General features: G+C 72.0%; 15 protein-coding genes. 4 read left to right on the top strand and 11 right to left on the bottom strand.

Annotated features, from left to right (window positions below; translation table 11 throughout):
- Positions 1-12: 12 nt before the first annotated feature.
- Both ACIOD1_RS15030 and ACIOD1_RS15025 read right to left on the bottom strand, forming a co-directional pair.
- Positions 13-2,865 carry a SpoIIE family protein phosphatase gene (locus tag ACIOD1_RS15030; RefSeq protein WP_365619085.1) on the bottom strand — a complete coding sequence of 951 codons (2,853 nt, stop codon included), beginning with the start codon at positions 2,863-2,865 and terminating at the stop codon, positions 13-15.
- On the bottom strand, positions 2,862-3,848 hold the full coding sequence (locus ACIOD1_RS15025; protein WP_401902547.1) for a GlxA family transcriptional regulator: 987 nt from the start codon (positions 3,846-3,848) through the stop codon (positions 2,862-2,864). The genes ACIOD1_RS15030 and ACIOD1_RS15025 overlap by 4 nt, the downstream gene beginning before the upstream one ends.
- 113 nt (positions 3,849-3,961) lie before the next feature.
- On the opposite strand from ACIOD1_RS15025, the gene ACIOD1_RS15020 reads away from it, so the two are divergent.
- Complete coding sequence (locus ACIOD1_RS15020; protein ID WP_365619081.1) at positions 3,962-4,636, top strand: isochorismatase family protein; 675 nt, start codon at positions 3,962-3,964, stop codon at positions 4,634-4,636.
- 83 nt (positions 4,637-4,719) lie between these two features.
- On the opposite strand, the gene ACIOD1_RS15015 is transcribed toward ACIOD1_RS15020, so the two are convergent.
- Positions 4,720-5,868 carry a glycerate kinase gene (locus ACIOD1_RS15015; RefSeq protein ID WP_365619078.1) on the bottom strand — a complete coding sequence of 383 codons (1,149 nt, stop codon included), beginning with the start codon at positions 5,866-5,868 and terminating at the stop codon, positions 4,720-4,722.
- Positions 5,869-6,012: 144 nt separating this feature from the next.
- On the opposite strand from ACIOD1_RS15015, the gene ACIOD1_RS15010 reads away from it, so the two are divergent.
- The 3 genes from ACIOD1_RS15010 to ACIOD1_RS15000 all read left to right on the top strand — a co-directional run bounded on the left by ACIOD1_RS15010 (position 6,013) and on the right by ACIOD1_RS15000 (position 8,839).
- Positions 6,013-7,731, top strand: a complete 1,719-nt coding sequence (locus ACIOD1_RS15010) for a BCCT family transporter (RefSeq protein ID WP_401902543.1) — start codon at positions 6,013-6,015, stop codon at positions 7,729-7,731.
- A gap of 90 nt (positions 7,732-7,821) precedes the next feature.
- Positions 7,822-8,322 (top strand): NUDIX hydrolase, encoded by a 501-nt coding sequence (locus ACIOD1_RS15005; RefSeq protein ID WP_365619073.1) that lies wholly within the window; start codon positions 7,822-7,824, stop codon positions 8,320-8,322.
- 88 nt (positions 8,323-8,410) lie between these two features.
- The gene (locus ACIOD1_RS15000; RefSeq protein ID WP_365619070.1) at positions 8,411-8,839 is read left to right on the top strand and encodes a hypothetical protein; all 429 of its coding nucleotides are present in this window, start codon (positions 8,411-8,413) and stop codon (positions 8,837-8,839) included.
- A 54-nt stretch (positions 8,840-8,893) separates the two neighbouring features.
- Here the strand turns inward: ACIOD1_RS15000 and ACIOD1_RS14995 are convergent, their stop codons facing one another.
- The 8 genes from ACIOD1_RS14995 to ACIOD1_RS14960 all read right to left on the bottom strand — a co-directional run bounded on the left by ACIOD1_RS14995 (position 8,894) and on the right by ACIOD1_RS14960 (position 17,557).
- Positions 8,894-9,418, bottom strand: coding sequence for a methylated-DNA--[protein]-cysteine S-methyltransferase (locus tag ACIOD1_RS14995; protein ID WP_365619067.1), 525 nt, complete (start codon positions 9,416-9,418; stop codon positions 8,894-8,896).
- Positions 9,419-9,431: 13 nt separating this feature from the next.
- A complete protein-coding gene (locus tag ACIOD1_RS14990; protein WP_401902540.1) occupies positions 9,432-10,916 on the bottom strand; it encodes an AlkA N-terminal domain-containing protein in 1,485 nt (494 codons plus the stop codon).
- 154 nt (positions 10,917-11,070) lie between these two features.
- Complete coding sequence (gene pssA / locus ACIOD1_RS14985; protein ID WP_401902538.1) at positions 11,071-11,931, bottom strand: CDP-diacylglycerol--serine O-phosphatidyltransferase; 861 nt, start codon at positions 11,929-11,931, stop codon at positions 11,071-11,073.
- On the bottom strand, positions 11,918-12,574 hold the full coding sequence (locus tag ACIOD1_RS14980; RefSeq protein ID WP_365619061.1) for a phosphatidylserine decarboxylase: 657 nt from the start codon (positions 12,572-12,574) through the stop codon (positions 11,918-11,920). The genes pssA and ACIOD1_RS14980 overlap by 14 nt, the downstream gene beginning before the upstream one ends.
- A gap of 186 nt (positions 12,575-12,760) precedes the next feature.
- Positions 12,761-13,966: an acyl-CoA dehydrogenase family protein gene (locus ACIOD1_RS14975; protein WP_365619058.1), complete on the bottom strand. Its 1,206-nt coding sequence runs from the start codon at positions 13,964-13,966 to the stop codon at positions 12,761-12,763.
- A gap of 2 nt (positions 13,967-13,968) precedes the next feature.
- Positions 13,969-14,481 carry a MaoC family dehydratase gene (locus tag ACIOD1_RS14970; protein WP_365619055.1) on the bottom strand — a complete coding sequence of 171 codons (513 nt, stop codon included), beginning with the start codon at positions 14,479-14,481 and terminating at the stop codon, positions 13,969-13,971.
- Positions 14,482-14,486: 5 nt separating this feature from the next.
- Complete coding sequence (locus ACIOD1_RS14965) at positions 14,487-15,479, bottom strand: CoA ester lyase (protein ID WP_365619052.1); 993 nt, start codon at positions 15,477-15,479, stop codon at positions 14,487-14,489.
- The gene (locus tag ACIOD1_RS14960) at positions 15,476-17,557 is read right to left on the bottom strand and encodes a protein meaA (RefSeq protein ID WP_401902534.1); all 2,082 of its coding nucleotides are present in this window, start codon (positions 17,555-17,557) and stop codon (positions 15,476-15,478) included. The genes ACIOD1_RS14965 and ACIOD1_RS14960 overlap by 4 nt, the downstream gene beginning before the upstream one ends.
- Positions 17,558-17,565 lie beyond the last annotated feature (8 nt).

The following is a 17,565-nucleotide window of genomic DNA, read 5'->3' as shown; positions in this document are numbered from 1 at the left end:
GGAGGGTGTCGCTCACCAGGCCAGGTCCTCCAGCGCGTCCAGGTCCAGCTCCGGGGCGGGGTCCGACGACCCGCCGCCGCCTCCGCCGCCCGAGGGCGACAGCTCCGCCCAGATGACCTTGCCGCGCTCCGCGTAGCGGGTGCCCCACCGTTCGGCGTACTGGGCGACGAGGAACAGCCCGCGCCCGCCCTCGTCGGTGGTGGCCGCGTACCGCAGGTGCGGGGAGGTGCTGCTGCCGTCGGAGATCTCGCAGATCAGGTTCCGGTCGCGCAGCAGACGGACCCGGATGGGGGCCGTGCCGTACCGGATGGCGTTGGTGATCAGCTCGCTCAGCACCAGCTCCGCCGTGAACGAGATCTCCTCCAGCCCCCACGCCGTCAACTGCGCCGCCGCCTCGCGCCGCACCCGCGACACCGCCGCCGGGTCCCCGGGCACGTCCCACTCGGCGATCCGTGAGGGGTCCAGCCGCCGGGTGTCGGCCACCAGCAGGGCGATGTCGTCCCCGGGCGAGGGGAACAGCAGCGCCGCCAGCACGTCCGCGCAGGCCTGCTCGGGGCTGCGGCCCGGCCGTGACAGGGTCTCGCGCAACAGCGCCTGACCCGTGTCGAAGTCCCGGTCGCGGTCCTCCAGCAGCCCGTCCGTGAACAGCACGAGCCGGCTCCCCTCGGGCAGTTCCAACCGGACCGTCTCGAAGGGCATCCCGCCCACCCCGAGCGGGAGCCCCGTGGGCAGCTCGGGGAACTCCACCCGCCCGTCGGCGTGGACCAGGGCCGGCCCGGGATGACCGGCGCTGGCGATGGTGCACTGCCCCGAGACCGGGTCGTAGACGGCGTACAGACAGGTGGCCCCGGTGATGCCGGCGGATTCCTCCGCCCCCTCGCCGAGCCCGACGCCCGCGCGGCCGTCGGCGCCGGCCGGGTCCTCGGAACCGTCCGCACCCTCGGTCCGGCCCGGTTCGCCGTTCTCCAACTGGTCGATCCGGTCGATCAGCTCGTCCATGTGACCCAGCAGCTCGTCCGGCGGCAGGTCCAGGGTGGAGAAGTTGTGCACGGCGGTCCGCAGCCGGCCCATCGTCGCCGCCGCGTGCACCCCGTGCCCCACCACGTCCCCGACCACCAGCGCCACCCGCGCACCCGGCAGCGGGATCACGTCGAACCAGTCCCCGCCCACCCCGGCCTTCGCCGGGAGGTAGCGGAACGCCACGTCCACCGCGCTCAGGTCCGGCAGCACCCGGGGCAGCAGGCTGCGCTGGAGGGCGACGGCGGTGGCGTGCTCGCGCGTGAAGCGCCGGGCGTTGTCGATGGAGACCGCCGCCCGGGCCCCCAGCTCCTCGGCGAAGGACAGGTCCTCCTCCTCGAAGGCCTCGGGGGTGTCGGCGGCCCGCCAGAAGTTCGCCATGCCCAGGACCACCCCCCGGGCCTGGAGCGGTACGGAGATCAGCGAGTGGAGCCCGTACTCCAACGCGATGCGCGTGCCGTCCGCGTCCTGCGCACGCCAGCCCAGCGCCGCGTGCAGATCGGGGGCCAGCACCGCGTGCCCGGCGTCCAGGGCCGCCGCCATCGGCGCCGTCGGCACCACGAAGCGGATCACGTCCCCGACCGGCTGGAGCGGCTGGTCGCCGCGCACCCCCGACATCGCTGCCCGGCGCATCTCGGTGTGCATCCCCGCCGCCGGCGTGGGCTCGTCCCCGCGCAGCACCGGGTCCAACAGCTCGACGGTGACGAAGTCCGCGAACCGGGGCACCGCCACCTCCGAGAGCTCCTCGGCGGTGCGCACCACGTCCAGGGTGGTGCCGATGCGCACCCCGGCGTCGTACAGCAGCTGGAGCCGCTCCCGGGCCACCTCGGCGCGGCCCGACAGCGCGGCCAGCTCGGTGGTGTCGCGCAGGGTCATGACGCTGCCCGAGGGCCGCCCGGCGAAGGGCTCCGTTCGCCGGACGTTGACGGCCAGGAGCCGGTCGCCCGCGAGGTGGACCTCGTCGGTGGCGACCCGCCCCGAGGCGAGCAGCTCGGCGGTGCGGGGGTCCAACCCGAGGTCGCTCACGTGCCGCTGCTCGGCGTCCGGGGGGAGGTCGAGGAGGCGGCGGGCCTCGTCGTTGGCGAGCAGCAGCCGGTGGTCGGGACCGACGATCAGGACGCCCTCGCGCACGGCGTGCAGCACCGCCTCGTGGTGCTCGTTCATCCGGGCCATGTCGGCCGCGCCCAGGCCCCGGGTCTGGCGCCGGAGCCGCCGGCTGACCAGCGCGGCGCCGCCGGTGCCGAGCAGCAGGGCGCCGACGGCCGAGCCGATCAGCAGCGGCAGCTCCCGTTCGACGGTGTCTCCGACGTTGCGGACCTCGATGCCGGTGGAGACCAGTCCGACGACGGCCCCGCTCGCGTCCCGGACGGGGACCACCGCGCGGACCGCGTCGCTGGGCTTGCCCTTGAAGACCTCGGTGAAGGAGTGTCCGGCCCTCGCGCGGGCGAGGTCACCGGTGGCACGGGTGCCGATCAGCTCCGGGCGGGCATCGGTGTAGCGGATGCCGTCCGGGGTGAGAACGGCGATGAAGTCGAGGCCGGAGGCCCTGCGCGCGCCTTCCGCGAGCGGTTCCAGTACGACCGTCGGCGCCTCGGCCTTCAGGGCCCCGGGAAGTCCCGGCGCGTGCGCGAAGGCCTCCGCGGCGGCCAGCGACCGGTTGCGGGCGTCCTGCAGGCTGTCGCGGCGGGCCTGGAAAGCCAGGGCCAGGGTGGCCGCGGTGATCAGCAGCAACACGATGACCGCCTGGAGGGCGAAGACCTGCCCCGCGACGCTGCGCCGGGCCAGGGAGAGGCGCGCGCGCACGGCGGCCGGGCGCGTTTCCCTGTGTCGACCCGAACGTCCGGTCATGAGCCATTTCTAACACTGTCGCCGCCCGCGGGGGCGGCGGCGGACGCCGCACGGTACGCGCGGGGGCTCAGACCGACCCGGGCGCCGAAGTGCTGGCGGAAGGTGACCTCGCTCGCGAAGCCCGCGCGGCGGGCCACTTCGGGGATCGAGCGGTCGGTGCGCTCCAGCAGCTTGCGGGCCTCGTCCAGTCGGCGGCTCAGCAGCCACTTGTGTGGTGTGGTGCCCGTCGCGGCGAGGAAGTGCCGGGCGAAGGAGCGCGGTGACATCCCCGCCCAGCGGGCCAGCGTGGGCACGTCCAGCGGCTCGTGCAGCCGCCGCAGGGCCTGTTCCCGTACGGCGGCCAACGCCTCGGCGGTCCGGTCGGCCGCCGGGGTGGGCCGGTCCAGGTACTGGGCGTGGTCCCCGGTGCGGAAGGGCCCGGTGACCATCGAGCGGGCGATGGCGGCGGCCGCCTCCGCGCCGTGCGCCTCGCGCACCAGGTGCAGGCACAGGTCGATCCCGGAGGCCACCCCGGCCGAGGTCCACAGCCCCTCGTCCTCCACGAACAGCGGGGCCTCCTCCACGAGCACCCCGGGGTGGCGGGCCGCCAGCTGCGGGGCCAGCCACCAGTGCGTCACGGCCCGGCGGCCGTCCAGCAGCCCCGCCTCGGCCAGGACGAAGGCCCCGGCGCACAGCGCGGCCACCGGCACCCCCCGGGCGTGCGCCTCGCGCAGGGCGGCGAGGACCGGTTCGGGCGTCGGATCGAAGGGCTCGGCCAGGGCCGGTACGACGATCAGGTCGGCGCGGCCCAGCCAGTCCAGCCCCCGGTCGGGGGTGAGGGTGAGCCCGCCGGGCAGCTCGAACGGGGCGGGGTCCAGCGCGCAGCGCCGCAGCTCGAAGGCGGGGACACCGACGCGGCTGCGGTCAGGCCCCCACACCTCGGTGATGACGGCCAGGTCGAAGCTCCGTATTCCGGGCTGCGCGACGATCGCGACGCGGTGCATGCGGCCACTCTCCCACGTCGCGCCGGCGCGGATCTGCCAGATTGGCAGGATCCCATCGTTACGGGTCCCCGGAGGCCCTGGGGCGCGAGCGGCCCCGGGGACACGATGGAGCCATGACGACGACCCCGCATCCCCAGCCCGAGCCGCAGCCCCGGTCCCGGCCCGAGCCCCCGTCCCGGCCAGGATCCGCGCCCCTGCCGGGGATCGCCGCCGACAGCGCCCTGCTCGTCGTCGACGTCCAGCGGGCCTTCGACGACGCCTCCTTCTGGGGCCGCCGCAACAATCCGGCCGCCGAGGAGAACATCGCCGCCCTGATGGACGCCTGGCGGGAGTCGGGCCGCCCCGTGGTCCTCGTCCGGCACGCCTCGCGCGGCGCGTCCCCCCTGGCGCCGGACCGACCCGGTCACGCCTTCAAGGACTTCGTCGAGGAGCGTCGCGAGGGGGCGGCCCTGCTGATCACCAAGAGCGTGAACTCGGCCTTCTACGGAACCCCGGACCTGGCGGACTGGCTCACCGCCCGGGGCATCGGCCAGGTGGTCGTCGTCGGGATCCAGACCAACATGTGCGTGGAGACCACGGCCCGGATGGCCGGCAACCTCGGCTACGAGGTCCTCGTCCCGCTCGACGCCACCCACACCTTCGACCTGACGGACGGTGAGGGCCCGGGCGGGCTGAGCCTGACCGCCGACGAGCTGGCCACCGCCACCGCGGTCAACCTCCAGGGCGGCGGCTTCGCCCGCGTCGTCACCACGGCCGACCTCCTGCTCGCCGCCCGCCCGGCGGCCTGACCGCCCGACCCGCCCCGGTACGCCCGAAGGCCCGGCCCCCGAGAGTGGGGGGCCGGGCCTTCGTGGAGGTACGGGGGAGGTGCTCAGAGCACGTCGGCGGCGATGTTCTCCGCGACCCGCTCCAGCAGCGGTCCCGCGTTCGGGATGGACTTGGCCGGGTCGGGCTCCAGGTCCGTCAGCGGGTACGCGCGGCGGATCCCGGCGGCCTCCAGGGCCTCCTGGTCCAGCAGCAGGCGCCCGCACACGGCGATGACCGGCTTGCCCGCGGCCCGCGCCGCGGCGGCGACGCCCGCCGGAGCCTTGCCGTGGAGGGTCTGCTCGTCGAGCGAGCCCTCGCCGGTGATGACCAGCGTCGCCCGCTCCAGCGCCGGGGCGAAGCCCAGCACCTCCAGCATCAGCTCGATGCCGGGACGGAAGGTCGCGCCGAGCAGCAGGGCCCCGTAGCCGATGCCGCCGGCGCCGCCCGCGCCCGGAAGCAGCGCGCATTCGGCGGCCTTGGGCCCGATCGACTTCTCCAGCACCACCGCGAAGTGCGCCAGCGCCGCGTCCAGCGTCGCCACGTCCTCGGGCGAGGCGCCCTTCTGCGGACCGTAGACGGCCGGCGCGCCCTTGGGGCCCGTCAGCGGGTTGTCCACGTCGCTGGCCAGGACGAGGTCCACCTCCGCGAAGCGGGGGTCGATCCCGGACAGGTCGGCGGAGGCCAGACCCGCCAGGGCGCCGCCTCCCGGACCGACCGGTTCACCGTTCGCGTCCAGGAACACCGCACCCAACGCCGCCAGCATTCCGGCGCCGCCGTCGGTGGTGGCACTGCCGCCCACACCGAAGACGATCGAGGTCGCGCCCGCGTCCAGCGCGGCCTTGAGCAGCTCGCCGGATCCGTACGTGGTCGCCGTCAGCGCGGCGAAGGTGCCGGCGGGCAGCAGCTGGAGGCCGGAGGCCTCCGCCATCTCGACCACCGCCGTGCTCCCGCGCAGCGCGAAAGCGGCCGTGACCTGGTCTCCGAGGGGCCCGGTGACCCGTACCTCCCGGCGTTCGAACCCGGCCGCCACGGCGGCCGCGACGGTCCCGTCGCCGCCGTCCGCGACGGGGAGGGTCTCGATCTCCACGTCCGGTACGGCCCTGCGAAGGCCCGCCGTCACCCGCTCCGCGACCTGAACGGCCGTGAGCGAGCCCTTGAATTTGTCCGCGGCGATGAGCACGCGCGCGGTCTCAGTTACTGCTCCGTCCGTCACCTTGCTAATCCCTTGCTATCGAACAGTGCAGTCGCGCCCACCATGAGCCTATCCGGAGGATCCTCCTATGCCCATGGGTGGCCTGGGCCACACCCGGCGCGCCATGCCCCTAAATGGGGATATACAGCTGCATAGTGTGGCCGCATGAGCACGGATTCACTGGAACAGCCACGTCCGGATGTCCCAGGTGGGGGGCCCGGCGGCCACGTGGAAGGGACCCCCGACCGCCAGGTCGTCGTGATCGGCGTGATCGCGGTCCTGGCCGTCGTGGCCTGGGCGGCCCTGGGCAAGAACTCCTTCGACAGCGCCTCGTCCACCGCGCTGGCCTGGGTGCTCGCCAACTTCGCCTGGCTGTTCGTGATCGCCGCCGACGTGTTCCTCGTCATGTGCGTGGTCCTCGCGATGAGCCGCTTCGGCCGGATCCGGCTCGGCGCCGACGACTCCGAGCCCGAGTTCACCAACCTCGCCTGGATCGCGATGATGTTCAGCGCGGGCATGGGCATCGGCCTGATGTTCTACGGAGTGGGGGAGCCCCTCACCCACTACCTGCATCCGCCGCCCGCCAGCGGAGCCGCCCCCGGCACCGGCGACGCGGCCCGAGCCGCCCTCGACTACTCCTTCTTCCACTGGACGCTGACGCCCTGGGCGATCTACGGCATCGTCGGCCTCGCCCTCGCCTACGCCACCTTCCGCAAGGGCCGCGGCAACCGGCTCAGCTCCGCCTTCGTCCCGCTGATGGGCGCCGAGCGCGCCGAGGGCCGGCAGGGCAAGACCATCGACCTGCTCGCCGTCTTCGCCACCGTCTTCGGCACCGCCACCAGTCTCGGCCTCGGCGCCCTCCAGGTCGCCGAGGGGCTCAGCATCACCACGGGGGTGCGGATCTCCACCGCGGTACAGCTGATCATCATCGCCTCGCTCTCCGGCGCCTTCGTGCTCTCGGCCTTCTCCGGCCTGCACAAGGGCGTCAAATGGCTCAGCACGATCAACATCGTGCTCGCCGCCGCCCTGATGGCCTTCGTGTTCCTGCTCGGCCCGACCGTCTACATCCTCGACGTGATCCCCGCGAGCGTCGGCAGCTACCTCGACGAACTCCTGCCCATGGCCACCCGTACCGGCGCGTTCACCGACAGCACCTGGCTCGGCGCGTGGACCATCTTCTACTGGGCCTGGTGGCTCTCCTGGGCCCCCTTCGTCGGCACCTTCATCGCCCGCATCTCGCGCGGCCGGACCATCCGCGAGTTCCTCGTCGGCGTACTGCTGGTGCCCAGCGGGGCCACCGTCGTCTGGTTCTGCGTCATGGGCGGCACCGCCATCCGGCTCGACTCCACCGGCGCCGCCGACCTCACCGTCACGGTCAAGGACGGGGCCGAGGCCTCCCTCTTCGCGATGCTCGACGCTCTCCCGCTCGGCACCGTCACCTCCTGGGTGGCCATGGCCCTGGTCATGACCTACTTCGTCACCAGCGCCGACTCCGCCTCCCTGGTCATGGGCTCGCTCACCAGCCGCGGCTCCCTGAACCCGCCGACCTGGCTCGTCGTCACCTGGGGCGTGCTGATGGCCGCCGTGGCGGCCGTCCTCCTCGTCGCCGGCGGGCTGAAGTCCCTGCAGACCGCGACCATCCTGGTCGCCCTGCCCTTCGTCGTCGTCATGCTGGTGCTGTGCTGGGCCCTGGTGAAGGAACTGCGCGTCGACCCCGGTGCCGGACCCGCCCGCCACCACCCCCTCCACGGCATGCGCGACGCGGTCAAGGCGATGGTCGGCGACGCCATCACCGAGCAGGGCCCGGCCCGCCACCAGCGGCTGCGCCGCGTGGCCGAGGGCAAGGGCCGCGACCGCGAGGACGGCGGCCACCCGGACGCGTGACCCCCGCGCCCGCCGGGCCGCCCCGGTCCCCGGGCGGCGAGCGCGGGCCCGGCCGCCGCCCCGCCCGGGGCGGCCGGTTAGGGTTGCGCCGTGACCACCACCGACGACTACGCCGCCTACATCGCGAGCCTGCCCCGGGTGCTGGCCGGCGCCGCGGCCCTCTTCCGCGACGCGAAGGGCCGCGTCCTGCTGGTCGAGCCCAACTACCGTGAGGGCTGGGCCCTCCCGGGCGGCACCATCGAGTCCGACCTGGGCGAGTCGCCGCGCACCGCGGCCCGCCGCGAGAGCGCCGAGGAGATCGGCCTCGACCTCCCGCTCGGCCGGCTGCTCGCCGTCGACTGGAGCCTCGGCGCGGGCCGACCGCCGCTGGCCGCCTACCTCTACGACGGCGGTGTGCTCGACGCCGATCAGCTGGCCTCCATCAGGCTCCAGGAGGAGGAACTGCTCTCCTGGAAGCTCGTCGAGCCGGCCGAACTCACCACCCACCTCCTCGGTTCGCTCGGCCGGCGCACCCAAGAGGCCTACCGCGCCCTGGAGTCGGGCGAGGGCGCCGTGGAACTGGAGGACGGCCGCAGGCCTGAACGGGCCTGAGAGTGCGACGGCCGGCGGCCGCGCGGTCCGCGCGGCGATCGTCCCAGGGGTTATTCGGTGCCTACTTCGAGCAGGACAGAATTCACAGATGATCACGATGTACGCCTGGCCCAGCACGGCCGACGGCTCTGACGCGCTCCCCATGGTCCACTTCACCACCGACGACCAGACCGGAGGCGAGGTCACCGCCGAAGGCATGCCGATCTGGCTCTTCGACACCGCGATCCGCGAGGGCGGCTGGTCCCCCTTCGAGGACTTCGAGGGCTGGTCGGTGCCCGCCGAGGGCTGGCAGGCCTTCTACCGCCGCGAGGACGACCTCCTCGCCGTCACCGGCCCCGGCGCCTGCGAGGGCTGGTACCAGGGGCGCCTCGGCGCCGACGGTGACTGGGTCGCGGCGGCCGCCGCCCAGCAGAGCGTCGTCCTGCTCGCCGCCCCCGTCCAACACCCCTCGCTCTACGCGTACGCGGTGGAGGCCGGCGCCGGCTTCGCCCTGCTGGTCCCGCTCTCCGTGATCTGACCCGGGAGCTCCACCCGGGCCCGGCGTCCGGGCCCGGGTCCGCCGGCCCCGCGGCTACCTGCCCTCCAGCTCCAGCAGCCGCACCTTGCGGTCCAGCCCGCCGCCGTAGCCCGTCATCGCGCCCGAGGCCCCGATCACGCGGTGGCACGGGACGATGATGCTGACCGGGTTCTTGCCGTTGGCCAGGCCCACCGCGCGCGAGGCCTTCGGATTGCCGAGTTCCGCCGCGAGCCGCCCGTACGACCAGGTCTCGCCGTACGGGATCCGTACGAGCCGGTCCCACACGTCCCGCTGGAACGGCGTGCCCTCCAGCCGCACCGGGACCGTGAACTCCCGCAGCTCCCCGGCGAAGTACGCCGTCAACTGCCGGACCACCTCGGGGAAGGGCTCCTCGCTCTCCGCGACCCGCTCGCCGAAGGTCTCCTCCGCCGGCCGGTGGCGGTGGTCCGTCATGTACAGGGCGCTGAGCACCCCACCGGTGGAGACCATCGTGAGCGGCCCGAGCGGGCTGTCGACGACGGTGTACTGCTTGTCGCCGCGCGTGTCGGCGTGGGGCGTGTGGGCGTGGGGCGTGCTCATGGTGCGGTGCTCCTCAGACGGGGAGGTGGTTGACGGCGTGGTCCTCGGTGGCCCACAGGTACTGCACGGCGTACGCCCGCCACGGCCGCCAGCCGGCCGCGCGTGCGGTCAGGGCGGCGGGGGTCCCCGGCAGGCCGAGCCCCCGGGCGGCCCGCCGCACCCCCAGGTCGGACGGCAGGAAGGCGTCGGGGTCGCCCAGCGCCCGCATCGCGATGACCTCGGTGGTCCACGGCCCGAAGCCGGGCAGCGCGTTCAGCCGCGCCCGGGCGGCCTCCCAGTCGCTGTCGATCCCCAGCGGCAGCGAACCGTCCGCCAGCGCCCCGACCAGGGTGGTCAGCGTGGTGCGGCGGGTGCGCGGCATCGACAGCGCCTCGGGGTCCAGCCCGGCCAGCGCCTGCGGGCTCGGGAACAGGTGGGTCAGCCCGCCGTGCGGGTCCTCCACCGGCTCCCCGTAGGCGGTCACCAGCCGCGCCGCGTGCGTGCGCGCGGAGGCCGTGGACACCTGCTTCCCCAGCACGGCCCGTACGGCGAACTCCGCCGCGTCGACCGTACGCGGGACCCGGCGCCCGGGGGCCTTGTCCACGAGCGGGGCCAGCAGCGGATCGGTGCGCAGCTGCTCGTCCACGGCCTCGGGGTCGGCGTCCAGGTCGAGCATCCAGCGGCAGCGGCTGATGGCGATGGTCAGGTCCCGCAGGTCGGTCAGGGCCAGCCGGCAGCCGATGTGCTCGGGGCCGGGGGTCAGGGCCACGACGCCGGTGCCGTAGGGCAGGCGCAGGGTGCGGCGGTAGGCCCCGTCGCGCCACTCCTCGACCCCGGGGACGGCGGTCGCGGCCAGGTGCCCGAAGAGGTTGTCGGGGTTCAGCGGGGAGCGGTAGGGCAGCCGCAGGCTTATCGTCCCCGGGATCCGGGGCGGCCCGGCCTGCCGTCCGGCGGTCCGCTCGGCCCGGGTCCGCAGCTCGCTGGGGGAGAGGGCGAAGACCTCGCGGACGGTGTCGTTGAAGGTCCGGATCGAGGAGAAGCCCGCGGCGAAGGCGACGTCGGCCATGGGCAGCTCGGAGGTCTCGATGAGCAGCCGCGCGGTCTGCGCCCGCTGGGCCCGGGCCAGGGCCAGCGGCCCGGCGCCCAGCTCGGCGTTGAGTTGCCGCTCCACCTGGCGGGAGGAGTACCCGAGCCGGGCGGCCAGCCCGGGCACGCCCTCGCGGTCGACGACCCCGTCCCGGATCAGCCGCATGGCCCGGGCCACGGAGTCGGCCCGCGCGTTCCACTCGGGGGAACCCGGGCTCGTGTCGGGCCGACACCGCTTGCAGGCCCGGTACCCGGCCTGCTGGCAGGCGGCGGCACTGGGCAGGAAGGTCATGTTCTCGACCTTCGGGGGGACGGCCGGGCAACTGGGACGGCAGTAGATCCCGGTGGTCCGCACTGCGGTGAAGAACCATCCGTCGAAGCGGGCGTCCTTCGACCGCACGGCCCGCACACAGCGATCGGTATCGGTGTACATGACTCCCAGCATTCCGGCCCGGGACCCCCAGGGCTGGCGGTTTTCCGACATCAACCCTTCAACCCTACGCGCGCGTGCGCCGCCCGCGCGGAACGGCGAGAGCCCCGGACGCCTGGGCGTCCGGGGCTCTCGTGCGTACGTCGAGCGGGTGGTGCTACGGCAGCTGCGCCGCGCGCGCCTCACGGCGGTTGTGGCGGAACGTGTTCGCGCGACGGGTCGTCGCGAACAGCGGGATGGTCGCCGCCAGGGCGATCTGGAGCGCACAGCCCGTCTGGAGCAGCAGCTGACCACCGGGCGCCTCGAAGGCCCAGGCCGCCAGCAGCCCCATCGCGCCCACGATCCAGCTGAGCATCGCCACCGCGAGGACGCCCCGCGGCTTGGGGTACTCGACCCGGCTCACCATCAGCCAGGCCACGCCGACGATCGCCAGCAGGGTCGGGATGAACGGCAGCTCCAGCAGGACGATGGAGACGACCGTCAGGGCGCCGAAGGGGCTCGGCATGCCCTGGAACATGCCGTCCTTCATGGTCACGCAGCTGAATCTCGCCAGCCTGAGCACCACGGCGAGCAGCACCACGATCGCGGCGAGTGCCGACATCTTCTGGTGCGCGTCGTCGGCGACCATGCCGTAGACGAGCACGAAGTACGCCGGCGCCAGGCCGAAGCTGATCAGGTCGGACAGGTTGTCCAGCTCGGCGCCCATCGGCGAGCTGCGCAGCTTGCGGGCGACGATGCCGTCGAAGAGGTCGAAGACCGCCGCGAGGAGCATCAGTATCACCGCGGTCGCCGCGCTGTGTCGGGCCATGCCCGACTCGCCGCTGCCGGTGAGGTGCGGAATGAGGATCCCGGTGGTGGTGAAGTACACCGCCATGAATCCGCAGGTCGCGTTGCCGAGCGTGAGGGTGTCCGCTATCGACAGCCGCAGCGAGAGCGGCATGTCGTCCTCGGCGGACTCCTCCTCGGCGGACTCGGGCACCCAGCCGGTGGCAGGGGTCTCTGGGTCAGTCACGGTCAATTCGGGTCACCCCCGCGGTGGTGGCCTGACCGACCTCGACCGCGACCTCGACGCCCTCGGGGAGGTAGATGTCGACGCGGGAGCCGAAGCGGATCAGTCCGATGCGTTCGCCCTGCTCCACCTTGGTGCCGGCCGGCAGGTACGGGACGATGCGACGGGCGACGGCGCCGGCGATCTGCACCATCTCGATGTCGCCGAGCTCGGTGTCGAAGTGCCAGACAACGCGCTCGTTGTTCTCGCTCTCCTTGTTGAACGCCGGGACGAACCCGCCGGGGATGTGCTCCACGGACGTCACCGTGCCCGCCAGGGGCGCGCGGTTGACGTGGACGTTCAGGGGGCTCATGAAGATCGCGACGCGGGTGCGCCCGTCCTTCCACGGCATGATGCTCTGCACCACACCGTCGGCCGGGGAGATGACGCGGCCCTGGGCGATCTCGCGCTCGGGGTCGCGGAAGAACCACAGCATGCCCGCCGCGAGAGCGGTGGCGGGCACGGCCGCCGCGGCCCAGCGCCCGGACTTGCGCGCCCGGGTGAGGGTGATGGCCGCGGTGGCGACGGTCGGCAGGAGCCACGGCGATGCTCCGCGTGCGAGACGTCCGTTGAGGAAGCCGACGCGAGGTGCAGAGGTTTGGCTGTGGGGCATGGATGACCTTCGTAGCGGGTGATTGCCGCGCCGTAAACGGGGGGACGGGACGGCGGCTTTACTGGAATGCTATCGGTTGCGCGCAACAACTGGGCAAGCCAGAAGCCGAGTCGATGGCCGTCGGCCCGTGACTGGTAGTGACTCTTCCGCGGAGAAGCTTCGGATGTTTCACCCCAAATCAGACTTTCAGCCCTGGAGGCGGTACTCCTCCAGCAGGCGTCGCCCGATGATCATTTTCTGGATCTCGGCGGTTCCTTCACCGATCAACAGCATCGGAGCCTCCCGGTAGAGGCGCTCGATCTCGTACTCCTTCGAGAAGCCGTAGCCGCCGTGGATGCGGAAGGCATCTTCGACGACCTCCTTGCAGTACTCGGACGCGAGGTACTTCGCCATCCCCGCTTCGAGGTCGTTTCGTTCCCCAGAGTCCTTTTTGCGTGCTGCATTGACCATCATCGCATGGGCGGCTTCGACCTTGGTAGCCATCTCGGCCAGCTTGAACTGAATGGCCTGGTGCTGGGCGATGGGCTTGCCGAAAGTGTGACGTTGCTGGGCATACCCGACACCCAGCTCGAAGGCTCGTTGTGCGACGCCACAACCGCGGGCGGCCACGTTCACCCGGCCGACCTCGACCCCGTCCATCATTTGGTAAAACCCTCGGCCGGTCTGCCCGCCGAGCACCCGATTGGCCGGAATGCGTAGTCCGTCCATGATCAGTTCGGTGGTGTCGACGCCCTTGTAACCCATCTTGTCGATCTTGCCCGGGATCGTCAGACCCGGACGGACCTCGCCGAAGCCCGGCTCCTTCTCCACGAGGAAGGTGGTCATCGACTTGTGGGGGGCCGTGCCCTCGGGGTGTCCTTCGTCACTTCGGACCAGGACGGCGACCAGCGTGGAGGTCCCGCCGTTCGTCAGCCACATCTTCTGGCCGTTCAGGACGTACTCGTCCCCGTCCTTCACCGCCTTGGAGGTGATGGCCGACACATCGGACCCCAGACCCGGCTCCGACATCGAGAACGCGCCGCGCACCTCGCCCAGCGCCATCCGCGGCAGGAAGTGGTCCTTCTGCTCCTGCGTGCCGTGTTGCTTGAGCATGTACGCCACGATGAAGTGGGTGTTGATGATGCCCGAGACGGACATCCAACCCCGCGCTATCTCCTCGACGCACAGCGCGTAGGTGAGCAACGACTCACCCAGACCGCCGTACTCCTCCGGGATCATCAGGCCGAACAGGCCGAGTTCCTTGAGGCCGTCGACGATCTGCTGCGGGTACTCGTCGCGGTGCTCCAGCTCGGTCGCGACCGGGATGATCTCCTTGTCGACGAACTGCCTGACGGTCTTGAGGATCTCCCGCTGGTCGTCCGTGAGGCCGGCGGTCTGGGCGAGTCGGGCCATGGCTACTTCCCCTGTTCCTTCAGCTGGGGCCGGCCGGGCTGCTCGCCGCCGCGCTCCTTGATGTACGTCTCGGTCGGGACCATCACCTTGCGCCGGAAGACGCAGACGAGGGTGCCGTCCTGCTTGTAGCCCTTGGTCTCGACGTGGACGATCCCGCGGTCGTCCTTCGACCTGGACGGGGTCTTGTCGAGGACCTCGGTCTCGCCGTAGAGCGTGTCGCCGTGGAAGGTCGGCGCCACGTGCCGCAGCGACTCGATCTCCAGGTTGGCGATGGCCTTGCCCGAGACGTCCGGCACGGACATGCCGAGCAGCAGCGAGTAGACGTAGTTGCCGACGACCACGTTCCTGCCGAAGTCCGTGCTGTTCTCGGCGTAGTTGCTGTCCATGTGCAGCGGGTGGTGGTTCATGGTCAGCAGACAGAAGAGGTGGTCGTCGTACTCGGTGACGGTCTTTCCGGGCCAGTGCTTGTAGACCGCGCCGACCTCGAACTCCTCGTAGGTGCGTCCGAACTGCATGGTGCTCAGGCCTCCGCCGTCTTCTCGGTCGAGGGGTGCTCGAACTTGGTGGTGCGCCGCATGCCGGCCGCCCGGCCCTTGCCCGCGATGACCAGGGCCATCTTGCGGCTGGCCTCGTCGATCATCTCGTCGCCGAGCATCGCCGAGCCCTTCTTGCCGCCGGCCTCGGAGGTGCACCAGTCATAGGCGTCGAGGATCAGCTCGGCGTGGTCGTAGTCCTCCTGCGAGGGGGAGAAGACCTCGTTCGCGGCGTCCACCTGGCCGGGGTGCAGCACCCACTTGCCGTCGAAGCCCAGGGCGGCGGCGCGCCCGGCGACCTCGCGGTAGCCGTCGACGTTCTTGATCTGGAGGAAGGGGCCGTCGATCGCCTGGAGGTCGTGCATGCGGGCCGCCATCAGGATCCGCATCAGGATGTAGTGGTAGGCGTCCGCGCCGTAGCCGGGCGGCTGCATGCCCACGACCAGGGACTTCATGTTGATCGAGGCCATGAAGTCGGCCGGCCCGAAGATGATGGTCTCCAGGCGGGGTGAGGCGCCGGCGATCTCGTCGACATTGACCAGGCCCTTGGCGTTCTCGATCTGCGCCTCGATGCCGATCTTGCCGACCTCGAAGCCCATGGTCTTCTCGATCTGGGTCAGGAGGAGGTCGAGCGCCACGACCTGCTGGGCGTCCTGGACCTTCGGCAGCATGATGCAGTCGAGGTTCTGGCCGGCGCCCTCGACGACCGTGATGACATCGCGGTAGGTCCAGTGCGTGGTCCAGTCGTTGACGCGCACCACGCGGGTCTTGCCGGTCCAGTCGCCCTGGTTCAGCGCCTCCACGATGGTGTGGCGGGCGCCCTCCTTGGCGAGCGGGGCGCAGGCGTCCTCCAGGTCGAGGAAGACCTGGTCGGCCGGCAGGCCCTGCGCCTTCTCCAGGAACCGCGGGTTCGATCCCGGCACCGCGAGGCAGGAACGGCGCGGGCGCAGCCGGTTCACCGGGGAAGGGGGCGTGGTCATGCGGAAACCTCCGTGCTTGCGACGAATGCGTTGTCTACGTCGAGGGGGGCGAGCTTGTTGGCCTTGCGGATCTCGTCGACGATACGGCCGATGATCTCCGTGATGCCGAAGTCCTTGGGAGTGAAGACGGCGGCCACGCCGGCGGCCATCAGGGTGACGGCGTCGGCGTTCGGAATGATGCCTCCCACGATGACGGGGATGTCACCCGCTCCGGCGGTGCGCAGGCGTTCCAGGACGTCCGGGACGAGCGCGCTGTGCGAGCCCGACAGGATGGACAGTCCCACGCAGTGCACGTCCTCGGCCAGCGCCGCCGTGGAGATCTCCTCGGGCGTCAGTCGGATGCCCTGGTAGACCACCTCGAAGCCGGCGTCGCGGGCCCGCACGGCTATCTGCTCGGCGCCGTTGGAGTGCCCGTCCAGACCGGGCTTGCCCACCAGCAGGCGCAGCCGGCCCGAGCCCAGCTCGTCCGCCGTGCGGGAGACCTTCTCGCGGACCAGGGCCATGGGCGTGCCCTCCTCCGCGGTGACCGCCACCGGGGCCGAGGAGACCCCGGTCGGGGCGCGGAACTCGCCGAAGACCTCGCGCAGGGCGCTCGACCACTCGCCGGTGCTGACGCCGGCCCGGGCGCACTCCAGGGTGGCCTCCATCATGTTCTCGGTCCCGGCCGCGGCCTCCTTCAGCCGGTCCAGGGCCTGACCGACCGTCGGGAAGACGAACGGGTCGCCGCCGCCCTGCCGGTCCGAGGACTCCTGCCGCTCGGCCCGCCAGCGGGTGATGCGCTCCACGGTCAGCGCCTCGACGGCCGCGTCGACCGTCATGATCGCCCCGTCCAGGTCGGCGGTGAGCGGGTTCTCCTCGGTCTGCCGGAAGCAGTTCACGCCGACGATCTTGTCCTCGCCGGCCTCGATCCGGGCCCGCCGCTCGGCGTGCGAGGAGACCAGCTCGCCCTTCAGGTACCCGGACTCGACGGCGGCCATCGCGCCGCCCATCTCCTGGATCCGGTCGATCTCGGCCAGGCACTCGGTGACCAGGGAGTCGACCTTGGCCTCGATCACGTGCGAGCCCTCGAAGATGTCCTCGTACTCCAGCAGGTCGCTCTCGTGCGCCAGGACCTGCTGGATGCGCAGCGACCACTGCTGGTCCCAGGGTCGGGGCAGGCCCAGGGCCTCGTTCCAGGCGGGCAGCTGCACCGCGCGGGCCCGGGCGTCCTTGGAGAGGGTGACCGCCAGCATCTCCAGGACGATCCGCTGGACGTTGTTCTCCGGCTGCGCCTCGGTCAGGCCCAGGGAGTTGACCTGGACGCCGTAGCGGAAGCGGCGCTGCTTGTCGTTCTCGATGCCGTAGCGCTCCCGGGTGACCTTGTCCCAGATGCGGCCGAAGGCGCGCATCTTGCACATCTCCTCGATGAAGCGGACGCCGGCGTTCACGAAGAAGGAGATGCGGGCGACCACCTCGCCGAAGCGCTCCTCGGGCACCTGGCCCGAGTCGCGCACCGAGTCGAGCACGGCGATCGCGGTGGACATCGCGTACGAGATCTCCTGGACCGGGGTGGCCCCGGCCTCCTGGAGGTGGTAGCTGCAGATGTTGATCGGGTTCCACTTGGGCATGTGGTTGACCGTGTACGCGATCATGTCGGTCGTCAGTCGGAGCGAGGGCCCGGGCGGGAAGACGTGCGTCCCGCGCGAGAGGTACTCCTTGACGATGTCGTTCTGGGTGGTGCCCTGGAGCAGGGAGACGTCCGCCCCCTGCTCCTCGGCGGCCACCTGGTAGAGCGCCAGCAGCCACATGGCGGTGGCGTTGATCGTCATCGAGGTGTTCATCTGCTCCAGGGGGATGTCCTGGAACAGCCGCCGCATGTCGCCCAGGTGGGAGACGGGGACGCCGACCCGACCGACCTCGCCGCGGGCGAGGACGTGGTCGGGGTCGTACCCGGTCTGCGTGGGCAGGTCGAACGCGACCGACAGGCCGGTCTGGCCCTTGGCGAGGTTGCGGCGGTACAGCTCGTTGGACGCCTCGGCCGTGGAGTGGCCGGCGTACGTCCGCATGAGCCACGGACGGTCCTTCTGGCGCTCTGTCATCTCAGGCT

The sequence above is a fragment of the Streptomyces sp. NPDC088097 genome (assembly GCF_044741845.1).
In the GTDB taxonomy this organism is placed as follows: domain Bacteria; phylum Actinomycetota; class Actinomycetes; order Streptomycetales; family Streptomycetaceae; genus Streptomyces.
Note: the sequence above shows the minus strand (reverse complement) of the source record. Positions and strands in the feature narration are given on the sequence as shown.

Excerpts from the sequence above, each read along its gene's own strand:
- ACIOD1_RS15030 (WP_365619085.1), bottom strand. The coding sequence starts at position 2,865 with ATGACCGGACGTTCGGGTCGACACAGGGAAACGCGCCCGGCCGCCGTG.
- ACIOD1_RS15010 (WP_401902543.1), top strand. The coding sequence starts at position 6,013 with ATGAGCACGGATTCACTGGAACAGCCACGTCCGGATGTCCCAGGTGGG.
- ACIOD1_RS15020 (WP_365619081.1), top strand. The coding sequence starts at position 3,962 with ATGACGACGACCCCGCATCCCCAGCCCGAGCCGCAGCCCCGGTCCCGG.
- ACIOD1_RS15025 (WP_401902547.1), bottom strand. The coding sequence starts at position 3,848 with ATGCACCGCGTCGCGATCGTCGCGCAGCCCGGAATACGGAGCTTCGAC.
- ACIOD1_RS15000 (WP_365619070.1), top strand. The coding sequence starts at position 8,411 with ATGATCACGATGTACGCCTGGCCCAGCACGGCCGACGGCTCTGACGCG.
- ACIOD1_RS14975 (WP_365619058.1), bottom strand. The coding sequence starts at position 13,966 with ATGGCCCGACTCGCCCAGACCGCCGGCCTCACGGACGACCAGCGGGAG.
- ACIOD1_RS14970 (WP_365619055.1), bottom strand. The coding sequence starts at position 14,481 with ATGCAGTTCGGACGCACCTACGAGGAGTTCGAGGTCGGCGCGGTCTAC.
- ACIOD1_RS14965 (WP_365619052.1), bottom strand. The coding sequence starts at position 15,479 with ATGACCACGCCCCCTTCCCCGGTGAACCGGCTGCGCCCGCGCCGTTCC.
- ACIOD1_RS14960 (WP_401902534.1), bottom strand. The coding sequence starts at position 17,557 with ATGACAGAGCGCCAGAAGGACCGTCCGTGGCTCATGCGGACGTACGCC.
- ACIOD1_RS14990 (WP_401902540.1), bottom strand. The coding sequence starts at position 10,916 with ATGTACACCGATACCGATCGCTGTGTGCGGGCCGTGCGGTCGAAGGAC.
- ACIOD1_RS14995 (WP_365619067.1), bottom strand. The coding sequence starts at position 9,418 with ATGAGCACGCCCCACGCCCACACGCCCCACGCCGACACGCGCGGCGAC.
- ACIOD1_RS14980 (WP_365619061.1), bottom strand. The coding sequence starts at position 12,574 with ATGCCCCACAGCCAAACCTCTGCACCTCGCGTCGGCTTCCTCAACGGA.